The following is a 22,409-nucleotide window of genomic DNA, read 5'->3' as shown; positions in this document are numbered from 1 at the left end:
TATATAAATGCAACGTCCCGGGTTTTCCCGTAGCACAGATTGCGCCGGGTGCAAGTGATTTTCGGGCGGGCCGGGACGGTATGATTTCAGGCTGTTCCCGCCATCAGACTGTTCTCACCGTGCGTCTCACCTCCATCAAGCTTTCCGGGTTCAAGTCCTTTGCCGAGCCGACCAATTTCATGCTGCCCGGGCAACTGGTCGGTGTGGTCGGCCCCAACGGTTGCGGCAAGTCCAACATCATGGATGCCGTGCGCTGGGTGCTGGGCGAGAGCCGCGCCAGCGAGCTGCGCGGCGAGTCCATGCAGGACGTGATCTTCAACGGCACCACCACGCGCAAGCCGGCCAGCCGCTCCAGCGTGGAGCTGGTGTTCGACAACGCCGACCACCGCGCCGGCGGCCAGTGGAGCCAGTACGCCGAGATTGCCGTCAAACGCGTGCTGACGCGCGACGGCACCAGCAGCTACTACATCAACAACCAGCCGGTGCGCCGCCGTGACATCCAGGACGTGTTCCTGGGCACGGGCCTGGGCCCGCGCGCCTACGCCATCATCGGCCAGGGCACGATCAGCCGCATCATCGAATCCAAGCCCGAGGAACTGCGCCTCTTCCTCGAAGAAGCCGCCGGTGTTTCCAAGTACAAGGAGCGCCGTCGCGAAACGGAAAACCGCCTCTCGGACACGCGCGAGAACCTGACCCGCGTGGAAGACATTCTGCGCGAGCTCAACGCCAACCTGGAGAAGCTGGAGCGCCAGGCCGAAGTCGCGCAGAAGTACAACACCCTGCAGTCCGACGTCACGCTCAAGCAGCAGCAGCTCTGGTACCTGAGGCGCTCCGAAGCCGAAGCCGACCAGAGCAAGATCAAGCAGGAGGGCGAGAAGGCCGTCATCGAGCTCGAATCCCGCGTGGCCGACCTGCGCCACATCGAGGCCGACCTGGAAACCATACGCCAGGCCCACTATGCCGCTGGCGACCAGGTCAACCAGGCCCAGGGCCTGCTCTACGAGGCCAGCACCGAGGTGGGCCGGCTGGAGGCCGAGATCCGCTTCGTGGTCGAGGGCCGCCAGCGTGTCGAGGAACGCCTGGTCACCCTGAAGGAGCAGACAGCCCAGTGGGCCACGCGCAAGCAGGATGCCCAGACCGAGATCGAGAACCTGGCCGAGCTGGCCCTGGTCGGTGAAGAGAAGACCACCGAACTGGCTGCCCAGCTGGAAGAGCAGGCCCAGGCCCTGCCCGATATGGAAGAGGCCCTGCGCCAGGCCCAGAGCCGTGCCAACGAGCAGCGCGGCAGCGTGAGCCAGGTGCAGCAGCAGATCCAGGTGCTGGCCGCCGAGCAGCGCAGCATCGAGGAGCAGTCGCGCCAGCTGAACCAGCGTCGCGAACGCCTGGACACCGACCGCAAGGCCCTGGCCGCCCCCGACGAGGCGCGCCTGCAGAGCCTGCAGACCCAATTGGCCCAGGCCAGCGAGGCCGCCGCCGTGGCCGATGCCCGCCTGCACGAACTGCAGGACAGCGTGCCGCAGCTGGACGAGGCGCGCCGCGCCCAGCAGGACACGGTCAACACCGAATCGGCCCGCCAGGCCGATCTGTCGGCGCGCATGGAGGCGCTCAAGGCTTTGCAGGAGAAGGTCAAGACCGACGGCAAGCTGCAACCCTGGCTGGCCAAACACGGCCTGGCAGACCTGCAGGCCCTGTGGACCAAACTGCACATCGAGCAGGGCTGGGAAAGCGCCCTGGAAGCCGCGCTGCGCGAGCGCATGGGCGCGCTGGAAGTCAGCCGCATCGACATGGTCAAGGCCTTCGGCAACGATGCGCCGCCGGCCAAGCTGGCTTTCTACAGCGCGCCGTCCGCCGGCGCGCCCGAGAAGAGCGGTGGTTTGCCGCGCCTGGCCGACCTGCTGCGCGTCAACGACGCCGGCCTCAAGGCCGTGCTGGTGGACTGGCTGCAGGGCTGCTATGTGGCCCAGAGTTTCGAGGACGCCCTGGCCCAGCGGGCCCAGTTGCAGCCTGGTGAAACCCTCTATGTGAAGAGCGGCCACGCCGTCACAGCCCACAGCGTGAGCTTCTACGCCCAGGACTCCGAGCAGGCCGGCCTGCTGGCCCGCGCCCAGGAGATCGAGAACCTGGAAAAACAGCTGCGTGCCCAGTCGCTCATCAACGAAGAGGCACGCAGCGCCCTGGTGCGCGCCGAGGCCGCCTACGCCGACGCCTCGCAGCGCCTGGTCACCGCCCGCCGCGAGGCCAGCGAAACGCAGAGCCGTGCGCACGAGCTGCAGGTCGAGACCCTGCGGCTTACCCAGCTGGCCGAACAGACCCGCGCCCGCAGCGAGCAGATCGCCGGCGACCTGGCCGAAGTCGATGCCCTGCTGGAAGAACTGCAGGAACGCCGTGTGGCCGCCGAAGGCCGCTTCGAGGAACTGGACATGCAGCTGGCCGACAGCCAGGAACGCCATGCCCAGCTCGATGAGCGCGTGCTGGAGGCCGAGCGCAAACTGAACGCCTGCCGCGAACAGCAACGCAGCCTGGAGCGCCAGGCGCAGGAGGCCACCTTCTCGCTGCGCACGCTGGACGCACGCAAGGCCGAGCTGGCCCGCGCCATCGACACCGCAGATCAGCAGGCTGCCACCATCACCACCGAGGAACAGCGTGCCCGTGACGAACTGGCGCGCCTGACCGATGCCGCCGCCCAGGCCGGGCTGCAGAACGCGCTGGCCCTCAAGCTCGAACGCGAGCAGGCCCTGGGCGCCAAGCGCAGCGAATACGACGACCTGACCGCCAAGCTGCGCGCCAGCGACGAGCGCCGCATCAAGCTCGAGCGCGAGCTCGATCCCCTGAGAATGCGCATCCAGGACATGCAGCTCAAGGAGCAGGCCGCGCGCCTGGGTTTCGAGCAGTACGCCCAGTTGCTGGCCGATGCCCAGGCCGACCTGGAGGCCGTGGCCCAGTCCATCGAGCAAGGCAATGTGCGCCTGACCGGTCTGCAGGGCGAGATCGATCGCCTGAACCGCGAGATCGCGGCCCTGGGGGCGGTCAACCTGGCGGCCCTGGAAGAGCTGGCCCATGCCAGCGAGCGCAAGCAGTTTCTCGACGCGCAGTCGGCTGACCTGAACGACGCCATGAACACGCTGGAAGACGCCATCCGCAAGATCGACGGCGAGACCCGCGAGCTGCTGGCCGGCACCTTCAAGACCGTCAACGAGCACTTCGGCAAGATGTTCCCCGAACTCTTCGGCGGTGGCCAGGCGCGCCTGATCATGACCGGCGACGAGATCCTGGACGCCGGCGTGCAGGTCATGGCCCAGCCGCCGGGCAAGAAGAACCAGACCATCCACCTGCTCTCGGGCGGCGAGAAGGCGCTGACCGCCATCGCCCTGGTGTTTGCCATCTTCCAGCTCAACCCCGCGCCTTTCTGTCTGCTGGACGAGGTGGACGCGCCGCTGGACGACGCCAACACCGAGCGTTACGCCAAGCTGGTGAGCAGCATGAGCAAGGGCACGCAGTTCCTTTTCATCAGCCACAACAAGATCGCCATGGAGATGGCCGAGCAGCTGATCGGCGTGACCATGCAGGAGCAGGGCGTCTCGCGCATCGTGGCGGTTGACATGGAATCCGCCGTGTCCATGGCCGAGGCGGCTTGAGCCGCGACGGGACCTGCTACCGATGAGCAAGCTGCAAATCGGACTGGCCATCGCCGGCGTCCTGCTGCTGGCGGGCCTGGTGGTGCATGGCGCCTGGACAGCGCGGCGCAACCAGCCGCGCCTGGCCGAGCCCGAGGCGCCGCCCATCGAGCCGCATGGCCTGGGCGAGTTCCCGCACGAGCCCGCGGCCTCGGCGCTGGCGGGTCGTGCTGATGAGGACGGCTTGCTGCTGCCCGCCCTGCAGGACAGGAAGGCCCAGCTCGATCCGCTGATCGACGTCAGCGCGGCCATCGAGCTGGAACACCCGGTCAGCGGTGAGGCCCTGCTGCAGCATCTGCCGGCCACGCGCCGCGTGGGCAGCAAGCCCTACGCGATCGAGGGCCTGGACGAGGCCACCGGTACCTGGGAGCCGCCCCAGCCCGGCCGGCGTTACAGCGCGCTGCAGGCCGGTGTGCAACTGGCCAACCGCGCCGGTGCGCTCAACGAGATCGAATACTCCGAGTTCGTCGTGAAAACCCAGTCCCTGGCCGATGCCGTGGGCGGCACGCCGGAATTCCCCGACATGCGCGACGCCGTGGCGCGCGCGCGCGAACTCGACGCCTTTGCCAGCGAGCACGATGCCCAGCTCAGCGTCACCCTGCGGGCCCGCCAGACGGCCTGGAGTGCCGGTTACGTGCAGCAGAACGCGGCACGCCTGGGCTTCGTGGCCGGTGTGCTGCCCGGGCGCATGGTGCTGCCGGCCAGTGTCGGCGGGCAGCCGCCCGTGCTGGGCCTGCAGTACGACGCGCAGGCCGCGCTGGCGGAAGACCCGGCCCAGACCGCCATCCGCGACATGACGCTGAGCCTGGACGTGGCCCAGGTGGCACGCTCCGAGCAGCCTTATGTGCGCCTGCGCGAGGCGGCCAAGCGTCTGGCCGAGGTGATGGATGGCCTGATCACCGACGACAACGGCCAGCCGCTGAGTTCCGACGCCATGGACCTGATCGGCGCCGAGCTGGAGAACCTCTACGACCGGCTGGACGAGCACGAGCTGTCGGCCGGCTCGCCGCTGGCGCGCCGCCTGTTTTCCTGACTTCCTTCTCTTGATTGCCGATGAGCAGCACGCCTGATCTGAACCGTGTGCAGGAACTGCATCGCCTCCTGCACCACCACGCCCACCGTTATTACGTGCTCGATGCCCCGGAAATTCCGGATGCCGAGTACGACCGCCTGTTTCGTGAGCTGCAGACCATCGAGGCCGCCCATCCGGAGCTGCTGACGCCGGATTCGCCGACTCAGCGCGTGGGCGGCAGGCCGCTGGACCATTTCGAAAGCGTGCGCCATGCCGTGCCCATGCTCAGCATCCGCACCGAGACCGATACCGAGGCCAGCGGGGCGCAGAACTTCGACGCGCGTGTGCGGCGCGAGCTGGGGCTGGGCGAGGCGGACCCGCCCGTCGAGTACGCGGCCGAACCCAAGTTCGACGGCCTGGCCCTGAACCTGCGTTACGAGCAGGGCGTGCTGGTGCAGGCTGCCACGCGCGGTGACGGTGAGGTGGGTGAGGACGTGACACAGAACATACGCACCATCGGGCAGATCCCTTTGCGTTTGCCTGTGGGGGTGCCCCCGGTGCTGGAGGTGCGCGGCGAGGTCTACCTGCGTCGGGATGACTTCGAGTCCCTGAACGAGAAACAGCGCGAGAAAGGCGAAAAGACCTTCGTCAACCCGCGCAATGCCGCCGCGGGCGCCGTGCGCCAGCTCGACCCGGCCATCGCGGCCCAGCGCCCGCTGAGTTTTTTCGCCTACGGCCTGGGTGAGGTCACGCCCGGTGCGCTGCAGTTCCAGAGCCACTATGACCTGATGCAGGGCCTCAAGGCCTGGGGTTTCCCGGTCTGCGAGCATGTCGCCTTGGCACGGGGCGCGGAAGAACTCGTGGCCTACCACCAGCGCATCGGTGCGCTGCGCGACAGCCTGCCCTATGACATCGATGGTGTGGTCTACAAGGTCAACAGTCTGGCGCTGCAGGAGCAGATGGGCTTCGTGACACGCGAGCCGCGCTGGGCGGTGGCGCACAAATACCCGGCGCAGGAGATGCTGACCACGGTGTTGGCTATCGAAGTGCAGGTGGGTCGCACTGGCAAGCTCACGCCGGTGGCCAAGCTGGCACCGGTGTTCGTGGGCGGTGTCACGGTGACCAATGCCACCCTGCACAACGAGGACGAGGCGCGTCGCAAGGACGTGCGGGTGGGCGACACCGTCATCGTGCGCCGCGCCGGCGACGTGATCCCCGAGGTGGTGGCTGTGCTGCCCGAGAAGCGCCAGCCCGGCGCCGAGATCTTCACCATGCCCCGCATCTGTCCGGTCTGCGGCTCGGCCGCCGTGCGCGAGGAGGACGAGGCCGATTACCGCTGTACCGGTGGCCTGTACTGCAGCGCCCAGCGCAAGCAGGCCATCCTGCACTTTGCGCAGCGCCGTGCGGTCGAGGTCGAGGGCCTGGGCGAGAAGCTGGTGGACCAGCTGGTCGATGCCGGTGTGGTCAAGACCCTGCCGGACCTGTATCGCCTGGGCCTCACCGCGCTGGCCAGCCTGGAGCGCATGGCCGACAAGTCTGCGCAGAACATCGTCGATGCGCTGGAGCAGTCCAAACAGACCACGCTGCCGCGTTTCATCTTCGGCTTAGGGATACGTCATGTGGGCGAGGCCACGGCCAAGGCCCTGGCGCGGCATTTCGGAAAACTCGACGCCATCATGGACGCCAGCGAGGAAGCTTTGCTGCAGGTGCCCGACGTCGGCCCCGTAGTGGCGCAGAGTATCCGCACCTTCTTCGAGCAGCCGCACAACCGCGAGGTGGTGGAGCAGCTGCGCGCCTGTGGCCTGCGCTGGGAGGAGGGCGAGCCCAGCCCGGCGGCCCAGCTGCCGCTGGCCGGCAAGACCTTTGTGCTGACCGGCACGCTGCCCACGCTGAGCCGCGAGGAAGCGAAGGAGATGCTGGAAGCGGCCGGCGCCAAGGTGGCCGGCTCGGTCAGCAAGAAGACCGATTACGTGGTCGCTGGTGAGGAAGCGGGCAGCAAGCTGGACAAGGCGCGCGAGCTGGGCATCAAGGTGCTGGATGAGGCGGGATTGCAGGCCCTGCTGCTCGGAGACTGACGGTCACTGCGGGCCGTGCACTGGCCTGCGACAAGAACAGGGCTGTCGTCGCATGGAGCGATCAGCAGCACGAGGGAGGAAAGTCATGTGGTTCGTGTTCGGTCTGATTACGCTGGCCAGTTTCAGCATTTACTTTGGCGTCAAGCGCTTTGGCGCAAGGTGGAAGGGCGAGCGCGCCTTTGTCCACAACCAGCCCGCTCATGAATATGAGTTTGTCCTCAAGAAGGACACCATCAAAAAAATGCGGGTTGGACTGGATGCGCCTAAGCATTTCGATTTCACGCTCAAGCGGGAAAGCGCCGTCGACCGTTTCTGCAAGTTCCTGGGGCTTTCGGTGGAACACCAGATCGGGAATCATTCGGTGGACCGGCTGGTTTACATTGTCTCGAATGACCAGCACTTGCTCGATCAGTGCATGAAGGATATGGCCATGGTCGAGGATGTCCAGGGCTTGTTCAATACCCAGCATCTGGATTCCCGCATCACGCATGTGCACTGCCGCAACGGACGAATCTGGGCAGAATTCAAGGTAGGTAGTCTTTTCAATGACCGGTCCAATCAGATTCGGCTGAGCCAGATCTTCCCCAAAGTCGCGACGCGACTTCAGAGGATGACGCGACAGCTTGGGGCCCACCCACCCTCGAATGAGGCGGTCCAGCGAGATCCCTTCATCCTGCGGGCCGTCCTGGTGCTGGCTATCAGCACGGGCCTGTTGGTCAACGGGTTGGCACATGCCTTTCGTCAGCTGGCGTTTTCATACGCCATCACTGTGGATACCGTCGAGCTGTGGACTTACGCGGCGTTCGGGGGGCGGCAATCGTCGCAGCCTTGATTGTCCTGGCTATTTTCTTGTTAGGGCGCACGGCCCGTACGCATTTGGTGCTGATTGAAATCGTTCTGGTCGGTGCACTTGGCGCCCTGCTGACCGCCTTTACCGAGATCCGTGATCTCAATATGGATCTCGACACTTCGTCCGCGCATCGCTACGAAGCGAGGGTTGTGGACAAGACGATCAGCAAGTCCAGAAAAAGCGGTACGCGTTACTACCTGCACGTGCCGGGATGGACCGGGCAGGACTGGACGTCGCTGAACGATACGGAGCGACTGCAAGTCTCCGGTGATTTCTACCAACGGATGCAAAAGGGCGAGCGCATCGAGATTTGGCAGCGCAGCGGCTTCCTGGGCATACGCTGGGTGGAGAGCGTCGGCCGCGCACCCAAGCCATGAGAAACCCGATGGTGCAGTGCAATCCGATCAGCCTCCTTAGGGAAACAGAAGTCCGAAGAGGCGCAGTCTGCAGGGCTGAGTTGGTTTCAGATCTTTGCATTTTTTGCCGAAAACCGAAAGGTGCGCTAGGCTCTGCGCATGGTGTCGGACAGCTCACACCTTATGGCCCACTCGCGGCAGGACAATAAAAAGGAAATGCCCCCTATGAATTCACGGCTGGCTTCGTGGCAATTCAAGCGCATCGGCGCCCGTCTGGGTGCCGGTTTCGGTGTCATCCTGGCGCTCATGGTCCTGATGCTGGTGGCCACCGTGCTGCAGCTCTGGCGCATCCAGTCCCACAACGCCGACAACGAACGCCATACCGAGCGGCTGGTGCTGGTGCAGGAGTGGTCGGCCCTGGTGCGTACCAATCTGGACCGGGCCCTGACCGCCACCCGCCTCGATGCCGCCATCGGCGACGACGAGGCCGTGCGTGGCCGCATGGAAGGCGTGCTGAGCCAGCTGAATGCCGAGATGTCCGCCACGGCAACAGCGACGGTGGAGCTGCAGAAAAAGGTGGTGGCCATTTCGGATGAGCCTGCGGTGGCGGCCCTGATCACGAAGGTCAACGATGCGCGCAACCGGTTCGTGGCCTTGCGCGCGAACATCCGCGACGACATCCAGATGGGCGAAGGCGGCAAGCGTGTGGAGGCCGAGCTGGTGCCGCTGGCGCTGTCGATGATCAAGACCCTGGACGAACTGACGGTCCACCTGAAGGCGGCCAGCACCACGGCCACGCATGAGCTGGCGGACAACGTGCGCCAGGCGCAGGTGCTGCTGCTCGTCATCTGCGCCATTGCCCTGGCTGCCGGCGTGCTGATTGCCTGGCTGACCACACGTGCCATCACCCGACCCATGCACGATGCAGTGCAGATCGCCGACAAGATCGCCCAGGGTGATCTCACGCACAGCTTCCAGAGCACGCGCGAGGACGAGATCGGCTCCATGCTGCGTCGCCTGTCCCTGATGCAGCAGAAGCTGCGCCAGGCCTTTACCGACATCAGCGAGGCCACGACCCAGATCAGCCATGCCAGCGGCGAAGTGGCCAGCGGCAACGCCGACCTGGCGCAACGCACGGAGCAGGCGGCCAGCAGCCTGCAGGAGACGGCGTCTTCCATGGAGCAGCTCACCGGCACGGTGCAGCAATCGGCCGAGTCGGCACGCACGGCCAGCCAGCTGGCCACCACGTCGACCGAGGTGGCGCAGCGCGGCGGCGCGGTGGTGGCGCAGGTGGTGACGACCATGGACGAGATCAACCACAGCTCCAGCCAGATCGCCAGCATCATCAGCGTGATCGACGGCATCGCCTTCCAGACCAATATCCTGGCGCTCAATGCTGCGGTGGAAGCCGCGCGCGCGGGGGAACAGGGGCGCGGTTTTGCCGTGGTGGCGTCCGAGGTGCGCAGCCTGGCCCAGCGCTCGGCCGAAGCGGCACGCGAGATCAAGACCCTGATCGACGCGAGCGTGGGCAAGGTCGGGGCCGGTGCGCGGCTGGTGCACGATGCCGGCAACACCATGAGCGACATCGTGGCCAGTGTGCAGCGGGTCACCGACATGATTGCCGGCATCAGTGCGGCGTCTGCGGAACAGAATCAGGGCATCGCCAAGATGAACCAGGCCGTCGGTCAGCTCGACGAGATGACGCAGCAGAACGCCGCGCTGGTGGAGCAGTCCACCGCCGCGGCCGAGAGCCTGAAGGATCAGGCGCAGCGCCTGGCCGGCATTGTGGCGACGTTCCGGCTGAACTGAGTCTGCGCTCAGTTGCCCGACGGCGGCTCGTCGGCAAAACGTTCCGGACGCCGCCACAGCCACTGCAGCACGGTGGCCATGCAGGCGATGGCCAGCCCCGAGGCCCACAGGGGGCGCACGGCCAGCAGCAGGTAGAGGGCACTGGCGCCCATGACCACGGTGGCGGCCCATTTGGCGTGGCGCCGCACCACGCCCCCGCGGCGCCAGTCGCGGATCATGGGGCCGAAAGCCGTGTGGTTTTCCAGCCAGGCCAGCAGGCGTGGTGAACTGCGGGCCGCCGCCCAGGCCGAGAGCAGGATGAAGGGCGTGGTCGGCAGCACGGGCAGGAAGATGCCGATCACCCCCAGCGCCAGGCACAGCAGGGCCAGGCTGAGGTAGAGCCAGCGGACCAGGGGCAGGCGGCGGGGAGCAGGCGGAGGTGGCAGGGGCATGCCCGATTGTGCCGTGGCCTTATGCTGAGAGCCTGTTTATGATCCCGCAGGGGTCGCGTTGGGGCGCAATCGGGATGAGTTGACCGCCAAGATCACGCTGCATGGGCTCATGCCCATGCAAGGGATTTGGTGGGCAAATCGCCCGCTGGCACAGCCGGCCGGCTGTGCCTCGGGCATTTGCCCTGGGCAGGACGCAAACGCGACCGCGTTTGCGGCGCCCCAACCCGAAGGGCAAGCACCTTGCCGGGCGGTCTGCGGCGTTGCAAAGCCTCGCTGGGCGTCAGCCCAGCTTCGTTTTGCGCCTTGCATCCCATCCCGGCAAGGTGCTTGCGCGGCCCCTGCGGGATCGTAAATAGGCTCTTAGGGCTTCAATTCCTGTTTGCACCATGACCGTCCGTGACATCCTCAAGATGGGCGACCCGCGCCTGCTGCGTGTGGCCCAGCCCGTGACCGACTTCGACAGCGATGCCCTGCACCTGCTGGTCACCGACCTGCTCGACACTATGGCGGCGGCCAACGGCGCTGGCCTGGCGGCGCCGCAGATCGGTGTGGACCTGCAGCTGGTGATCTTCGGCAGCGGGGCGTTCAACCCGCGTTATCCCGACGCACCCGTGGTGCCACGCACCGTGCTGTGCAATCCGGTCATCACGCCGCTGGGCGAGGAGGAGCAACTGGGCTGGGAGGGCTGCCTGTCGGTGCCGGGCCTGCGGGGTTTGGTGCCGCGCTACGCAAGAATCCGCTACACGGGCTTCGACCCCTATGGGGACCCTATCGATCGCACGGTGGAGGGCTTCCACGCCCGTGTGGTGCAGCACGAGTGCGACCACCTGATCGGCAAGCTCTACCCCATGCGGGTGCGGGATTTCACGCAGTTCGGTTTTACCGAGGTGCTGTTTCCGGGGCTGGACGCCGGGCAGGACGACTGAGCCCGGTCAGGACGCCAGCACGTCCAGCAGCTCGGTCTCGATGGCGATCTGGGCGCGGTTGTTCTGCAAGGCGTCGCCGCTGATCAGGAAGGTGTCGTCCACACGCTCGCCCAGGGTGTTGACCTTGGCCAGCTGCAGGTTGATGCGGTATCGCGCCAGCACACGCGCCACCTTGTAGAGCAGGCCGGTCTGGTCGCTGGCCGAGATGCTGAGCAGCCAGCGTTGTGCCTTCTCGTCGGGCTTGAGGCTGACACGCGGCGTGACGGGGAAACTCTTGACGCGGCGCGAGAGGCGGCCGCGGCTGGGTTCGGGCAGGGGGGAGGCCTCGGCGATGGCGCGCGCCAGTTCGGACTCGACCATGCTGCTCATCTCGCGGTAATGGTCGTGCAGGCCGGGCGAGACCACCTGGAAGGTGTCGAGCGCGTAGCCGTTGCGTGCCGTGTGGATGCGCGCGTCCAGGATGCTGAAGCCGCCCTGGTCGAAATAACCGCAGATGCGCGCGAACAGATCGGGCTGGTCCGGGGTGTAGACCAGCACCTGCAGGCCCTCGCCCGCGGGCGAGCGGCGCGCACGCACGATGGGCTGGTCGGTGCCGACAAAGCGGGAGATGTGACGGGTGTGCCAGGCGATGTCGTCGGCATCGTGGCGCATGAAATAACTCACGTCCAGCGTGTCCCACAGCTTTTTGTGCGCCTCAAACGGCAGGCTGTGCAGGGCCAGCTGGACCAGGGCCTCGCGCTTGTGCGCCTCGACCTCGGCGTCCGGCGAAGGCGCGTGGCCGCCCAGGGTGCGCAGGGTGTAGCGGTACAGGTCTTCCAGCAGCTTGCCTTTCCAGGCGTTCCAGACCTTTGGGCTGGTGCCGCGGATGTCGGCCACCGTCAGCAGGTACAGGGCGGTCAGGTAACGCTCGTTGCCGACCTGTCTGGCAAAGGCGGCAATGACGTCGGGGTCGCTCAGGTCGGACTTCTGCGCGATGCGACTCATGGACAGGTGCTCGCGCACCAGGAACTCGATCAGGCGCGCGTCCTCGCGGCTGATGCCGTGCTGGCTGGCAAAGCGCCGCACTTCGGCAGCGCCCAGGTCGGAGTGGTCGCCGCCGCGGCCCTTGGCGATGTCGTGGAAAAGCGCGGCCGCGTAGAGGATCCAGGGCTTGTCCCAGCCGGCGCCCAGCTGCGAGCAGAAGGGGTATTCGTGCGCGTGCTCGGCCAGGAAGAAGCGCCGCACATTGCGCAGCACCATCAGGATGTGCTGGTCCACCGTGTAGACGTGGAACAGGTCGTGCTGCATCTGGCCGACGATGCGCCGGAAGATCCAGAGGTAGCGCCCCAGCACCGAGGTCTGGTTCATCAGGCGCATGGCGTGCGTGATGCCGTGCGGCTGCTGCAGGATGTCCATGAAGGTCCGCCGGTTCACCGGGTCCCGCCGGAATTTGGCCGTCATCAGGCCGCGCGCGTTGTACAGCGCGCGCAGGGTGCGCGCCGACAGGCCCTTGGCACCCTCGGTGGTCTGGTAGACCAGGAAAGTCTCCAGGATGGCGTGCGGTTCGCGCTGGTAGAGGTCGTCGCTGGCGACTTCGATCAGGCCGCCCTTGTCCAGGAAACGCTCGTTGATGGCGCGCGGCGCCTGGGTGCGCGGGTTGAGCCGCTCCTCGATGTTGAGCAGCAGGATCTGGTTGAGCTGGGTGACGGCCTTGGCGGCCCAGTAGTAGTGGCGCATCAGCGCTTCGCTGGCGCGCACCCGGGTCTTGACCTCCATCTGGTCCGAGCTGTAGCCGAAGCTGTTGGCCACGGCGGTCTGCAGGTCGAACACCAGGCGGTCTTCGCGCCGGCCGGCCACCAGGTGCAGGCGCAGGCGGATGAGCTCCAGCATGGCCTCGTTGCGCTTGAGCTGGCGCACCTCGAAGGGCGTGGCCAGGCCGGTGCGGGCCAGCTCGTCCCAGGACTTGCCGTAGCCGGCCGCCTGCGCCACCCAGAGGATGATCTGCAGGTCGCGCAGGCCGCCGGGGGATTCCTTGCAGTTGGGCTCCAGCGCGTAGGGCGTGTCCTCGAACTTGCTGTGGCGCTGCTGCATCTCCAGCGTCTTGGCGACGAAGAAGGCGCGCGCGTCCAGCGCCTGGCGAAAGCGCCAGCGGAAATCCTTGAACAGGGCCGCGTTGCCGCAGATCAGGCGCGACTCCAGCAGCGCCGTCTGCACCGTGACGTCCTTGGCCGCCTCGGCCAGGCAGTCGTCGACCGTGCGCACGCTGGAGCCGATTTCCAGGCCGGCGTCCCAGCAGCTGCTGATGAAGGTCTCGATGCGCTGGCGCAGTGCCTCGTCGCTGTCGGGTGACTGACCTTCGGGCAGCAGCAGCAATACGTCGATGTCCGAGTAGGGGAACAGCTCACCGCGGCCGAAGCCGCCGACAGCGACCAGCGCCGGACCGGGGCCGTAGCCCGCCTGTTGCCAGAGGGTCTTGAGCGTGTCGTCGGCCAGGCGCGTGAGCTGGCGCAGGGCGGCGTGCACGCCACGGGTGGATGCACCGCTGTCGCTGACGTTGCGCAGCAGTTCGGCCTTGCGGGAGCGGTACTGCTCCCTGAGCATTTGGGGGGTCGCTAGCATGGCGACGAGGATGCAGGAATCAGGCCAGGGCTGCGGTTTTCACGAAGGCCGGCGGCGGCGGGCTGCCGGCTGACAGCGTCAGCACCTCGTAGCCGGTGGGCGTGACCAGCACCGTGTGTTCCCACTGGGCCGAGAGCGAGTGGTCCTTGGTGACGATGGTCCAGCCGTCGCCCAGCTCCTTGATGTCGCGGCGGCCGGCATTGATCATGGGCTCGATGGTGAAGGTCATGCCGGGGACGAGTTCGTCCAGCGTGCCGGGCTTGCCGTAGTGCAGCACCTGCGGCTCCTCGTGGAAGACCTGGCCGATGCCATGGCCGCAGAACTCGCGCACCACGGAAAAACCGTTGCTTTCGGCAAATTTCTGGATGGCCCAGCCGATGTCGCCCAGGTGGGCGCCGGGCTTGACCTGCTCGATGCCGTGCCACATGGCCTCGTAGGTGAAGGAGCACAGGCGTTTGGCGGCAATGGAAGCGTCGCCGACGATGAACATGCGGCTGGTGTCGCCGAACCAGCCATCCTTGATGACGGTGACGTCGATGTTGACGATGTCGCCTTTCTTGAGCACCTTGTCGCCGGGGATGCCGTGGCAGACCACATGGTTGATCGAGGTGCACAGCGAGGCCGGGAAGGGCGGATAACCCGGGGGCTGGTAACCCAGGGTGGCGGAGGTCGTGCCCTGGGCTTTCATGCATTCGGCCGCCAGGCGGTCGATCTCGCCGGTGGTGATGCCGGGTTTCACGTGGGGGGTCAGGTAGTCCAGCACTTCGGCCGCCAGCCGGCAGGCCAGGCGCATGCCGGCGATTCCGGCTTCGTCTTTGTAGGTGATCGTCATGGGGCGGAATTATCCCATCCGCGGCGGTTTCATGCCGGTTACGGCCTGATCCGGGCTGGGGTGGAAGTAAAATTTGGCCTTTCCCCCCGGATCTTCCTCCCTCTAGGCCACCCCCGTGACCCTGCACATCTCCTCTTTCGAAGGCGGCAGCGCCCTCAGCCCCTTTCGCGTCCAGCAGCTCCTGCCCCGTCTGCAGGCCATCCACGACAGGATCAGCGGCATCGCCGCGCGTTATGTGCATCTGGTGGCCTGTGATGCCGAGCCGGCGGCCGAACTGAAGCAGCAACTGGCCGCCCTGCTGAGCTACGGCGACCCCTACGCCGGCCCGGTCGAGGGCCCGCTGGTGGTGGTGGCGCCGCGCCTGGGCACGGTCTCGCCCTGGGCCTCCAAGGCCACCGACATCGCCCACAACTGCGGCCTGGCCGTGCACCGCGTGGAGCGCGTGGTCGAGTACCGCCTGACGCTCAAACCCGGCCTGCTGGGCAAGCCGGCCCTGACGCCGGAACAGCTGGGCCAGGTCGCCGCGCTGCTGCACGACCGCATGACCGAAAGCGCCGTGGCCACCCGTGCCGAGGCCTGCGCCCTGTTCACCGAACTGCACCCGGCCCCCATGGAACACGTGGACGTCCTGGGCGGGGGCCGTGCCGCGCTGGAGCAGGCCAATGTGCAGTTCGGCCTGGCCCTGGCCGAGGACGAGATCGAGTACCTGGAGAAGGCCTTCAAGGACCTGAAGCGCAACCCGACCGACGTCGAGCTCATGATGTTCGCCCAGGCCAACAGCGAACATTGCCGCCACAAAATCTTCAACGCCGATTTCAGCATCGATGGCGTGCGCCAGACGCGCAGCATGTTCGGCATGATCCGCAACACGCACCAGCTCGCCCCTCAGCACACGGTGGTGGCCTATTCGGACAATGCCTCCATCATGGAAGGCAATAGCGTCGAGCGCTTCGTGGCCCGCATGGGGCCAGGCGCGGCGCCGAATTACCAGAAGACCGACGCCGTGAATCACGTGCTGATGAAGGTCGAGACGCACAACCACCCGACCGCCATTTCTCCCTTCCCCGGCGCTTCCACCGGTGCCGGCGGCGAGATCCGGGACGAGGGCGCCACCGGCCGTGGCTCCAAGCCCAAGGCCGGCCTGACCGGCTTCACCGTCTCCAAGTTGTGGGGCGGCTGGTCGGACCAGCCGGGCGGCAAGCCCGAGCACATCGCCAGCCCGCTACAGATCATGACCGAGGGCCCGCTGGGGGGTGCGGCCTTCAACAACGAGTTCGGCCGTCCCAACCTGGCCGGTTATTTCCGCGAGTACGAGCAGACCGTCGCCAGCAACGTGGACACGGTGCAGCGCGCCTACCACAAGCCCATCATGATCGCCGGCGGTGTCGGTGTCATCGACGCGGACCAGACGAAGAAGATCGAATTCCCTGCCGGCACCCTGCTGATCCAGCTGGGCGGACCGGGCATGCGCATCGGCATGGGCGGCGGTGCGGCCAGTTCCATGGCCACCGGCGCCAACGCGGCCGAGCTGGACTTTGATTCGGTGCAGCGCGGCAACCCCGAGATCGAGCGCCGCGCCCAGGAGGTCATCAACCACTGCTGGGCCCAGGGTGACAAAAACCCCATCCTGGCCATCCACGACGTGGGTGCCGGCGGCCTGTCCAACGCCTTCCCCGAACTGAGCAACGATGCCGGCCGTGGTGCGCGTTTCGACCTGCGTGCCGTGCCGCTCGAAGAGTCGGGCCTGGCACCGAAGGAAATCTGGAGCAACGAGAGCCAGGAACGTTATGTAATGGCCATTGCGCCCGAGTCGCTGGAACAGTTCAGGTCTTTCTGCGAACGCGAGCGTTGCCCCTTTGCCGTGGTCGGCGTGGCCACCGAAGAGCGCCAGCTGGTGCTGGCCGACGCGGGCGCTGAATCCCCCGTCGACATGCCCATGAACGTGCTGCTGGGCAAACCGCCCAGGATGCACCGCGACGTCAAGACGATTGCGCGCAGCTTCAAGGCGCTGGACCTCACGGGCGTGGAGTTGCAAAAAGCCGTGATCGACGTGCTGAGCCACCCCACCGTGGCCTCCAAGCGCTTTCTGATCACCATCGGCGACCGCACCGTGGGTGGCCTCACGCACCGCGACCAGATGGTCGGCCCCTGGCAGGTGCCGGTGGCCGACGTGGCCGTGACCCTGGCCGACTACGCCGGCTTCAAGGGCGAGGCCATGAGCATGGGCGAACGCACTCCGCTGGCCGCGCTCGATGCACCCGCCTCGGGCCGCATGGCCGTGGCCGAGGCCATCACCAACCTGCTGGCCGCACCCATCGAACTGTCGCGCGTCAAGCTCTCGGCCAACTGGATGGCCGCCTGTGGCGAGCCTGGTGAGGACGCCGCGCTGTATGCCACCGTGCAGGCCGTGGGCATGGAGCTGTGCCCGGCGCTGGGCATCTCCATCCCCGTGGGCAAGGACAGCCTGTCCATGCGCACGCAGTGGAGCGATGGCAACGAGAAGAAAAAGGTCACCTCGCCGGTTTCGCTGATCGTCAGTGCCTTTGCCACGCTGGGCGACGTGCGCGGCACACTGACCCCGCAGCTGGACAACACGGCCGACACCACGCTGCTGCTGGTCGATCTGGGCAAGGGCCAGAACCGCATGGCCGGCTCCATCCTGGCGCAGACCCTGAACCAGAGCGGTGACACCGTGCCGGACCTGGACGACCCGCAGGACCTGATCCAGCTGATCAAAGCCGTCAACATCCTGCGTGCCCAGGGCAGGATCCTGGCCTACCACGACCGCAGCGACGGCGGCCTGCTGGCCGCGGCGGCCGAGATGGCCTTTGCCGGCCACGTGGGTGTGGCCCTGAATGTGGACATGCTGGTCACCGAAGGCGATGGCATTTCCGACAGCCGCATGGACACCGGCGACAGCAAGAACTGGGCGGCCCAGGTCGGCGCGCGCCGCGAGGAACTCACGCTCAAGGCCCTGTTCAACGAGGAACTGGGCGTGCTGCTGCAGGTGAAGAGCGAAGACCGCGACGCCGTGATGCAGGTGCTGCGCGAACACGGTCTGTCCAGACACAGCCACGTGATCGGCAAGACCCGGCCAGCCGGTGGAACGGTTGCCGCGGGTGTGGGCGAACTGCAGGTCTGGCGCGATGCCAAGGCCGTGTTCTCTGCCAAACTTTTCGACCTGCACCAGGTCTGGGACAGCGTGAGCTGGAAGATCAACCAGCAGCGTGACAACACGGCCTGCGCCGACCAGGAACACGCCGCCGCCGGTGCGCCCAACGATCCGGGCCTGCACGTGCATTTGAGCTTTGATCCGGCACAAGGTCTCGCACCAGCGTTGCTCACCAGCCGGCCGAAAGTGGCCGTGCTGCGCGAGCAGGGCGTGAACTCGCACGTGGAGATGGCCTACGCCTTCACCGAGGCCGGCTTCGATGCCTATGACGTGCACATGACCGACCTGCAGAGCGGACGTGCGAACCTGAAAGACTTCAAGGGCGTGGTGGCCTGTGGCGGCTTCAGCTATGGCGACACGCTGGGGGCCGGCATCGGCTGGGCGCGTTCCATCACCTTCAACAAGGGGCTGTCCGAGCAGTTCCAGGCCTTCTTTGCCCGTACCGACACCTTCGGCCTGGGCGTGTGCAATGGCTGCCAGATGTTTGCCGAACTGGCCGACATCATTCCCGGTGCGCAGGACTGGCCGCGTTTCACCACCAACCGCAGCGAGCGCTTCGAGGCGCGCCTGTCCCTGGTGGAGGTGCTCGATTCGCCCAGCCTGTTCCTGCAGGGCATGGCCGGCAGCCGCCTGCCGATCGCCGTGGCACACGGCGAGGGTTACGCCAACTTCGCCTATCGCGGTGATGCCGGCAAGGCCATCGCCGCCATGCGTTTCGTCGACAACAGCGGCGCGGCTACCGATACCTACCCGTTCAACCCGAACGGCAGTGCCGGCGGCCTGACCGCGGTGACCACGGCCGACGGCCGTTTCACGGCCATGATGCCGCACCCCGAGCGGGTGTTCCGCAACATCCAGATGAGCTGGACGCCGCTGGACCAGAGTCAGCCCAGCCCCTGGATGCAGATCTGGCGCAACGCGCGGCGCTGGGTGGGCTGAGAGCCGCCTGGCGGCGGCGTCCGGGCCTATGCCCTCAGGGGTTTATCAGTTAAGCTTGCCACAGGACGTCGTTCGAAGCCCCGCACCACCATGAATCATCGATCCCTGCTACGGATCCTGGTCTCAGGCGTGCTCGTGCTTGCCCTGATGCTGGGCTGGTTGCTGTACCAGAGTCATGGCGCGGCGGTCAACCGCGCCATCGACAATGCCGACAACCTGGCCGGGGCGCTTCATGGCCAGTTCACGGCCACCTTGCGGCGCATCGATGCCAATCTGTACAGCATCGCGGCCCAACTGCCAGCGGCAGCGCTGAACCGGCAGGCCGTACCGCGTTACCGCGCACAACTCGAAGCCACCCTGCAGTCGTATACCCGCAATTTCCCCGAAGTTGGGGCCTATTTCGTCTGGGATGGCGAGGGTGACTTTCTCTACGACACAACGTCGATGACGCCAGCCTCACAGCGCCGCAGCATCGCCATGCGGGCCGGGTTCCAGTTGCTCAAGCGCGACCCGCAGGCGACCATCGCCTTTTCCGACTCGATACGCGGCATCGTCACCGGCCAGCAATCGGTCGCGGTTTATGTGCCCGTGCGCGATGCCGGCGGACGGCTGCAGGCGGTGCTGACCGCCACCCTGAACCTGGAACAGATTGCCCGGGGCTTCGGGCAGTTGCAGATCCCGGTCGGCAGCGTGATTTTCATGCGACGCAGCGACGACCACAAGCTGGTCATCCGTCATCCGAACATCGAAGGCGAGCTCAACAAGCCCGTGCGCAATGTCATCCAGCAGCGCATCGACGCCGGCGAGGTGGGCGGTCGCGACCGTTTCCGGGCCGTGACCGACGGCGAGTACCGCCTCTATGGTTTTCGCAAGCTCGACAGCTACCCCTTCTATCTGGTGGTCGGGCTGGCCGAGCGCGGCGCCCTGGCCGACTGGCGCCGCAACGCCGTGATCGTGGTGTCCGGCCTGCTGCTCATGACGCTGGCGCTGGGGTTTGCGCTGTGGCGGGTGAACCGCATCGAACGCCTGCGGCTGGACGCGCAGCGGGAGGCCCTGCAGGCGCATGAATTGCTCCAGGAAGCGATCGACAGCCTGTCGGCGGGGATCATCATCTATGACGCGAACGACCGGCTGGTGATGCGTAACCAGGCGGTGCTGAACCTCTACAGCACTCTCCAGGACGTGATCGTTCCTGGCAAGACCTTCGAAGAGATCACCCGGGCTGGTGTCGAGCGCGGCATCTTCGTGGAGGCGAAGGGAAGGGAAGAACAATGGGTGGCAGAGCGGACACTGCGGCACAGGTTTCCCGACGGCAAGTCGCATGAACTGCCACTGGACAACGGTCATTGGCTGCTGTTCAGTGAACATCGCACGCCGGGCGGTTATATCGTCGGCAGCCGCATCGATATCACCGAGCGCAAGAAGATGGAGGCGGACCTGCGTGAGCAGGCCAGTACCGATGCCCTCACCGGCTTGCCCAACCGGCGCCATTTCCTGCATCGGCTGGAGGATGAACTGGAGCGGGTGCGCCGCCGCACCACGCGCGAAGCCTGCGTGCTGATGCTGGACCTCGACCATTTCAAGCGCGTCAACGACCAGTACGGCCATGCCGCCGGCGACAGCCTGCTGCGCCATTTTGCCAACCTGCTGCGTCACGAACTGCGTGCCACCGACACCGCCGGCCGCATGGGCGGTGAGGAATTTGCCGTCATCCTGCCAGGCAGCGGTCTGCAGGCCGCCCAGGGTTTTGCCGAGCGTATCTGCGACAAGCTGGCCGAGCATCCCATGAGTTTCGGACGCCAGGAGGTCGGTATCACGGTCAGCATCGGCATTGCCTCCATCATGGACGAGGACCTGTCGGCCGACGCCGTGCTGTCGCGTGCCGACCTGGCGCTCTACCAGGCCAAGGATGGCGGCCGCAACCGCGTCGAGTTCGCGGACAAGCCCGCTTGACAGCCCCGTAGCGGGCCCGACATACTGCAGCGCAGGAGACAGGTCTGCCGGGGGGCTGACCCGACCTCGAAAGGGCGCCCGATGAATACCTTCAATCCGCTAGCGCAGAACAGTGCTGTCAACGGCCTCATCACGGCCATCGCGCGCAATACCGAGGATGGCGTGCTCGCCAAGCATCTGGGGGCGCAGTCCTGGTACATCGTGGCGGATCACCTGCGCCCGCACCAGTACGAGCGAGGCCACCTGCTGATCTCGCAGGGCGCGCAGGACCGCAACCTCTACTTCCTGGAGTCCGGCAACCTCAAGGTGGACGTCAAGACCGCCAGCGGCCTGATGCAACTGGCCATCCTGGGGCCGGGTACCGTGGTGGGCGAGGGCAGCTTCTTCTCGCGCCTGCCGCGCAGCGCCACGGTGGTCGCCTACAGCAGTTGCAAGGTCTGGGCCATGAGCCCGGAGGATTTCGAGGCCCTGGGCAAGAAGCACCCCACGGTGGCGCTTTCACTCGCCATGGCGCTGGGTGCCATCGTGGCCTTGCGCATGGTCGACGTCAGCCGGCGTATCACCGTGACCTGAAACCCGGACGCTCAGGCGACGGATCTGCCGGTCACCCAAATCACCGGCGCATCCGTGTGCTGCTCAGTCAGAACAGATCCGGCTTGGCCTTGGCGCCACCACAGAGCTGGATCAGGTGGGCCACCGCGCGCGCCACCTTGTCCGCCTTGTTGATGTCCTTGGCTTCGATGGTGATCTCGCCCTGCAGCGTGCCGGAGTTGCGCGGATCGATGCACTTTTTGGCCTGTGTGCATTTGAACAGGGCCCCCCATCCATTGACGACCGGGATGGGGTTCAATTCCCTGGCTGAAAACCTGAAGTTGTCCCGGTACATGAATTCGCAGCGGCGATCACGTTCCACCAGCGGGTAACGGGCGTTGCCTTCGATAAAGACCAGCGTGTCCTCGTAAGTCGGTTCTTTGGCGCTGGCCTGAAGCGGCGAGAGCATCAACAAGGACACGGCAAGCAGAAGACAGGCAGGCCCCAGGGGCAGGCGGCTGAAATGGACGGACCTATCGTCGTGTGGCATGGCTCGATCCAGGTGTTTGCATGCGGAGCCCCGAGTCACCCGCAAGCGACTCGGGGGGGGCGATTCCTGCCGGCTGTGCGGCGCCTCAGAAGCGGAACGCGGCGGCCAGGGACAGGACCTGGGCATTGCCTGTCGCCGGATCGTCCGAACCGACGAAATAACGATCGTAGGACAACCGTAGTTCGGTGTTCCTGGCAACGTCGAACATCAGGCCGGTGCCGACCAGCAGGCCCGTCTTTTTCTGCGATGTGGCAACACCCGCAGCAGGTGCTGCCGACCAGCTGGTCTTGGTTTGTGCCACGCCAAACTTGCCGAAGACGGACGTGCTGTTGCTCATGGCCAGCGAACCGAGACCGGCGATGCTGACGCTGTCCGTCGTGCCCTTGACAGTTCCGTTGGTGGAGACCTCGCCCAGGTCGACATAGGCCACTTCGGCGGAGAAGTTCCGGTTGAATCGGTAGCCGGCCATCAGACCGTAGGCCAGGTCATTGTTGCTGCTGAGTGTGGTCGTCAGCTTGGAGCGGCTCTGGCCGAGGCTGAAGCCGATGTACACGTTGGACGGCTCACTGGAGGCGCCGGGTGTGTAGACCTTGCGGGTGCTCTCATCCGCTGCGGCTGCGATCGAGGCCACGCCCAGACTCAGGCAGGTGATCAGAAGTTTGGTTTTATTCATGGTGAATCTCGTCTGGTTTTAAAAAATG

15 protein-coding genes are annotated in these 22,409 nt (G+C 66.1%); 10 read left to right on the top strand and 5 right to left on the bottom strand.

The annotated features are described in order from the left end of the window. Positions 1 to 119: 119 nt before the first annotated feature. The 6 genes from smc to HTY51_RS18785 all read left to right on the top strand — a co-directional run bounded on the left by smc (position 120) and on the right by HTY51_RS18785 (position 9,776). Positions 120 to 3,635 carry a chromosome segregation protein SMC gene (gene smc / locus HTY51_RS08210; RefSeq protein WP_174252289.1) on the top strand — a complete coding sequence of 1,172 codons (3,516 nt, stop codon included), beginning with the start codon at positions 120 to 122 and terminating at the stop codon, positions 3,633 to 3,635. 22 nt (positions 3,636 to 3,657) lie between these two features. After that, on the top strand, positions 3,658 to 4,707 hold the full coding sequence (locus HTY51_RS08205; protein WP_174252288.1) for a cell division protein FtsZ: 1,050 nt from the start codon (positions 3,658 to 3,660) through the stop codon (positions 4,705 to 4,707). A gap of 20 nt (positions 4,708 to 4,727) precedes the next feature. Beyond that, the gene (gene ligA, locus HTY51_RS08200; RefSeq protein WP_174252287.1) at positions 4,728 to 6,761 is read left to right on the top strand and encodes an NAD-dependent DNA ligase LigA; all 2,034 of its coding nucleotides are present in this window, start codon (positions 4,728 to 4,730) and stop codon (positions 6,759 to 6,761) included. 85 nt (positions 6,762 to 6,846) lie between these two features. Beyond that, entirely contained in the window at positions 6,847 to 7,593 is a 747-nt protein-coding gene (locus tag HTY51_RS08195) for a hypothetical protein (RefSeq protein WP_174252286.1), read from the top strand. Positions 7,594 to 7,640: 47 nt separating this feature from the next. Next, positions 7,641 to 7,988, top strand: a complete 348-nt coding sequence (locus HTY51_RS08190) for a hypothetical protein (protein ID WP_174252285.1) — start codon at positions 7,641 to 7,643, stop codon at positions 7,986 to 7,988. Between the two features lie 204 nt (positions 7,989 to 8,192). Then, the gene (locus tag HTY51_RS18785) at positions 8,193 to 9,776 is read left to right on the top strand and encodes a methyl-accepting chemotaxis protein (RefSeq protein WP_174252284.1); all 1,584 of its coding nucleotides are present in this window, start codon (positions 8,193 to 8,195) and stop codon (positions 9,774 to 9,776) included. Between the two features lie 8 nt (positions 9,777 to 9,784). Here HTY51_RS18785 and HTY51_RS08180 read toward each other — a convergent pair whose 3' ends face one another. Beyond that, the gene (locus HTY51_RS08180; RefSeq protein WP_174252283.1) at positions 9,785 to 10,207 is read right to left on the bottom strand and encodes a YbaN family protein; all 423 of its coding nucleotides are present in this window, start codon (positions 10,205 to 10,207) and stop codon (positions 9,785 to 9,787) included. A 386-nt stretch (positions 10,208 to 10,593) separates the two neighbouring features. Between HTY51_RS08180 and def the strand changes: the two genes are divergently transcribed. After that, positions 10,594 to 11,133 carry a peptide deformylase gene (gene def / locus HTY51_RS08175; RefSeq protein ID WP_174252282.1) on the top strand — a complete coding sequence of 180 codons (540 nt, stop codon included), beginning with the start codon at positions 10,594 to 10,596 and terminating at the stop codon, positions 11,131 to 11,133. 6 nt (positions 11,134 to 11,139) lie between these two features. Here the strand turns inward: def and HTY51_RS08170 are convergent, their stop codons facing one another. Both HTY51_RS08170 and map read right to left on the bottom strand, forming a co-directional pair. Then, positions 11,140 to 13,731 carry a [protein-PII] uridylyltransferase gene (locus HTY51_RS08170; protein ID WP_174252281.1) on the bottom strand — a complete coding sequence of 864 codons (2,592 nt, stop codon included), beginning with the start codon at positions 13,729 to 13,731 and terminating at the stop codon, positions 11,140 to 11,142. A gap of 19 nt (positions 13,732 to 13,750) precedes the next feature. Beyond that, positions 13,751 to 14,563: a type I methionyl aminopeptidase gene (gene map, locus HTY51_RS08165; protein ID WP_174252280.1), complete on the bottom strand. Its 813-nt coding sequence runs from the start codon at positions 14,561 to 14,563 to the stop codon at positions 13,751 to 13,753. Between the two features lie 115 nt (positions 14,564 to 14,678). Between map and purL the strand changes: the two genes are divergently transcribed. The 3 genes from purL (at position 14,679) to HTY51_RS08150 (ending at position 21,200) form a co-directional block, all read left to right on the top strand. Further along, entirely contained in the window at positions 14,679 to 18,674 is a 3,996-nt protein-coding gene (purL, locus tag HTY51_RS08160) for a phosphoribosylformylglycinamidine synthase (RefSeq protein ID WP_174252279.1), read from the top strand. A gap of 90 nt (positions 18,675 to 18,764) precedes the next feature. Then, on the top strand, positions 18,765 to 20,627 hold the full coding sequence (locus tag HTY51_RS08155) for a diguanylate cyclase (protein ID WP_174252278.1): 1,863 nt from the start codon (positions 18,765 to 18,767) through the stop codon (positions 20,625 to 20,627). Positions 20,628 to 20,708: 81 nt separating this feature from the next. Then, positions 20,709 to 21,200, top strand: coding sequence for a Crp/Fnr family transcriptional regulator (locus tag HTY51_RS08150; protein WP_174252277.1), 492 nt, complete (start codon positions 20,709 to 20,711; stop codon positions 21,198 to 21,200). Positions 21,201 to 21,267: 67 nt separating this feature from the next. Here HTY51_RS08150 and HTY51_RS08145 read toward each other — a convergent pair whose 3' ends face one another. Together HTY51_RS08145 and HTY51_RS08140 are read right to left on the bottom strand one after the other, a co-directional pair. After that, positions 21,268 to 21,708, bottom strand: coding sequence for a hypothetical protein (locus HTY51_RS08145; RefSeq protein ID WP_174252276.1), 441 nt, complete (start codon positions 21,706 to 21,708; stop codon positions 21,268 to 21,270). Positions 21,709 to 21,793: 85 nt separating this feature from the next. Next, positions 21,794 to 22,381 carry an outer membrane beta-barrel protein gene (locus HTY51_RS08140; RefSeq protein WP_174252275.1) on the bottom strand — a complete coding sequence of 196 codons (588 nt, stop codon included), beginning with the start codon at positions 22,379 to 22,381 and terminating at the stop codon, positions 21,794 to 21,796. Positions 22,382 to 22,409 lie beyond the last annotated feature (28 nt).

The sequence above is a fragment of the Rhodoferax sp. BAB1 genome (assembly GCF_013334205.1).
GTDB lineage: Bacteria > Pseudomonadota > Gammaproteobacteria > Burkholderiales > Burkholderiaceae_C > Hylemonella.
The sequence above is the reverse complement of the archived record's forward strand: the minus strand, read 5'-3'. Positions and strand labels throughout refer to the sequence as shown.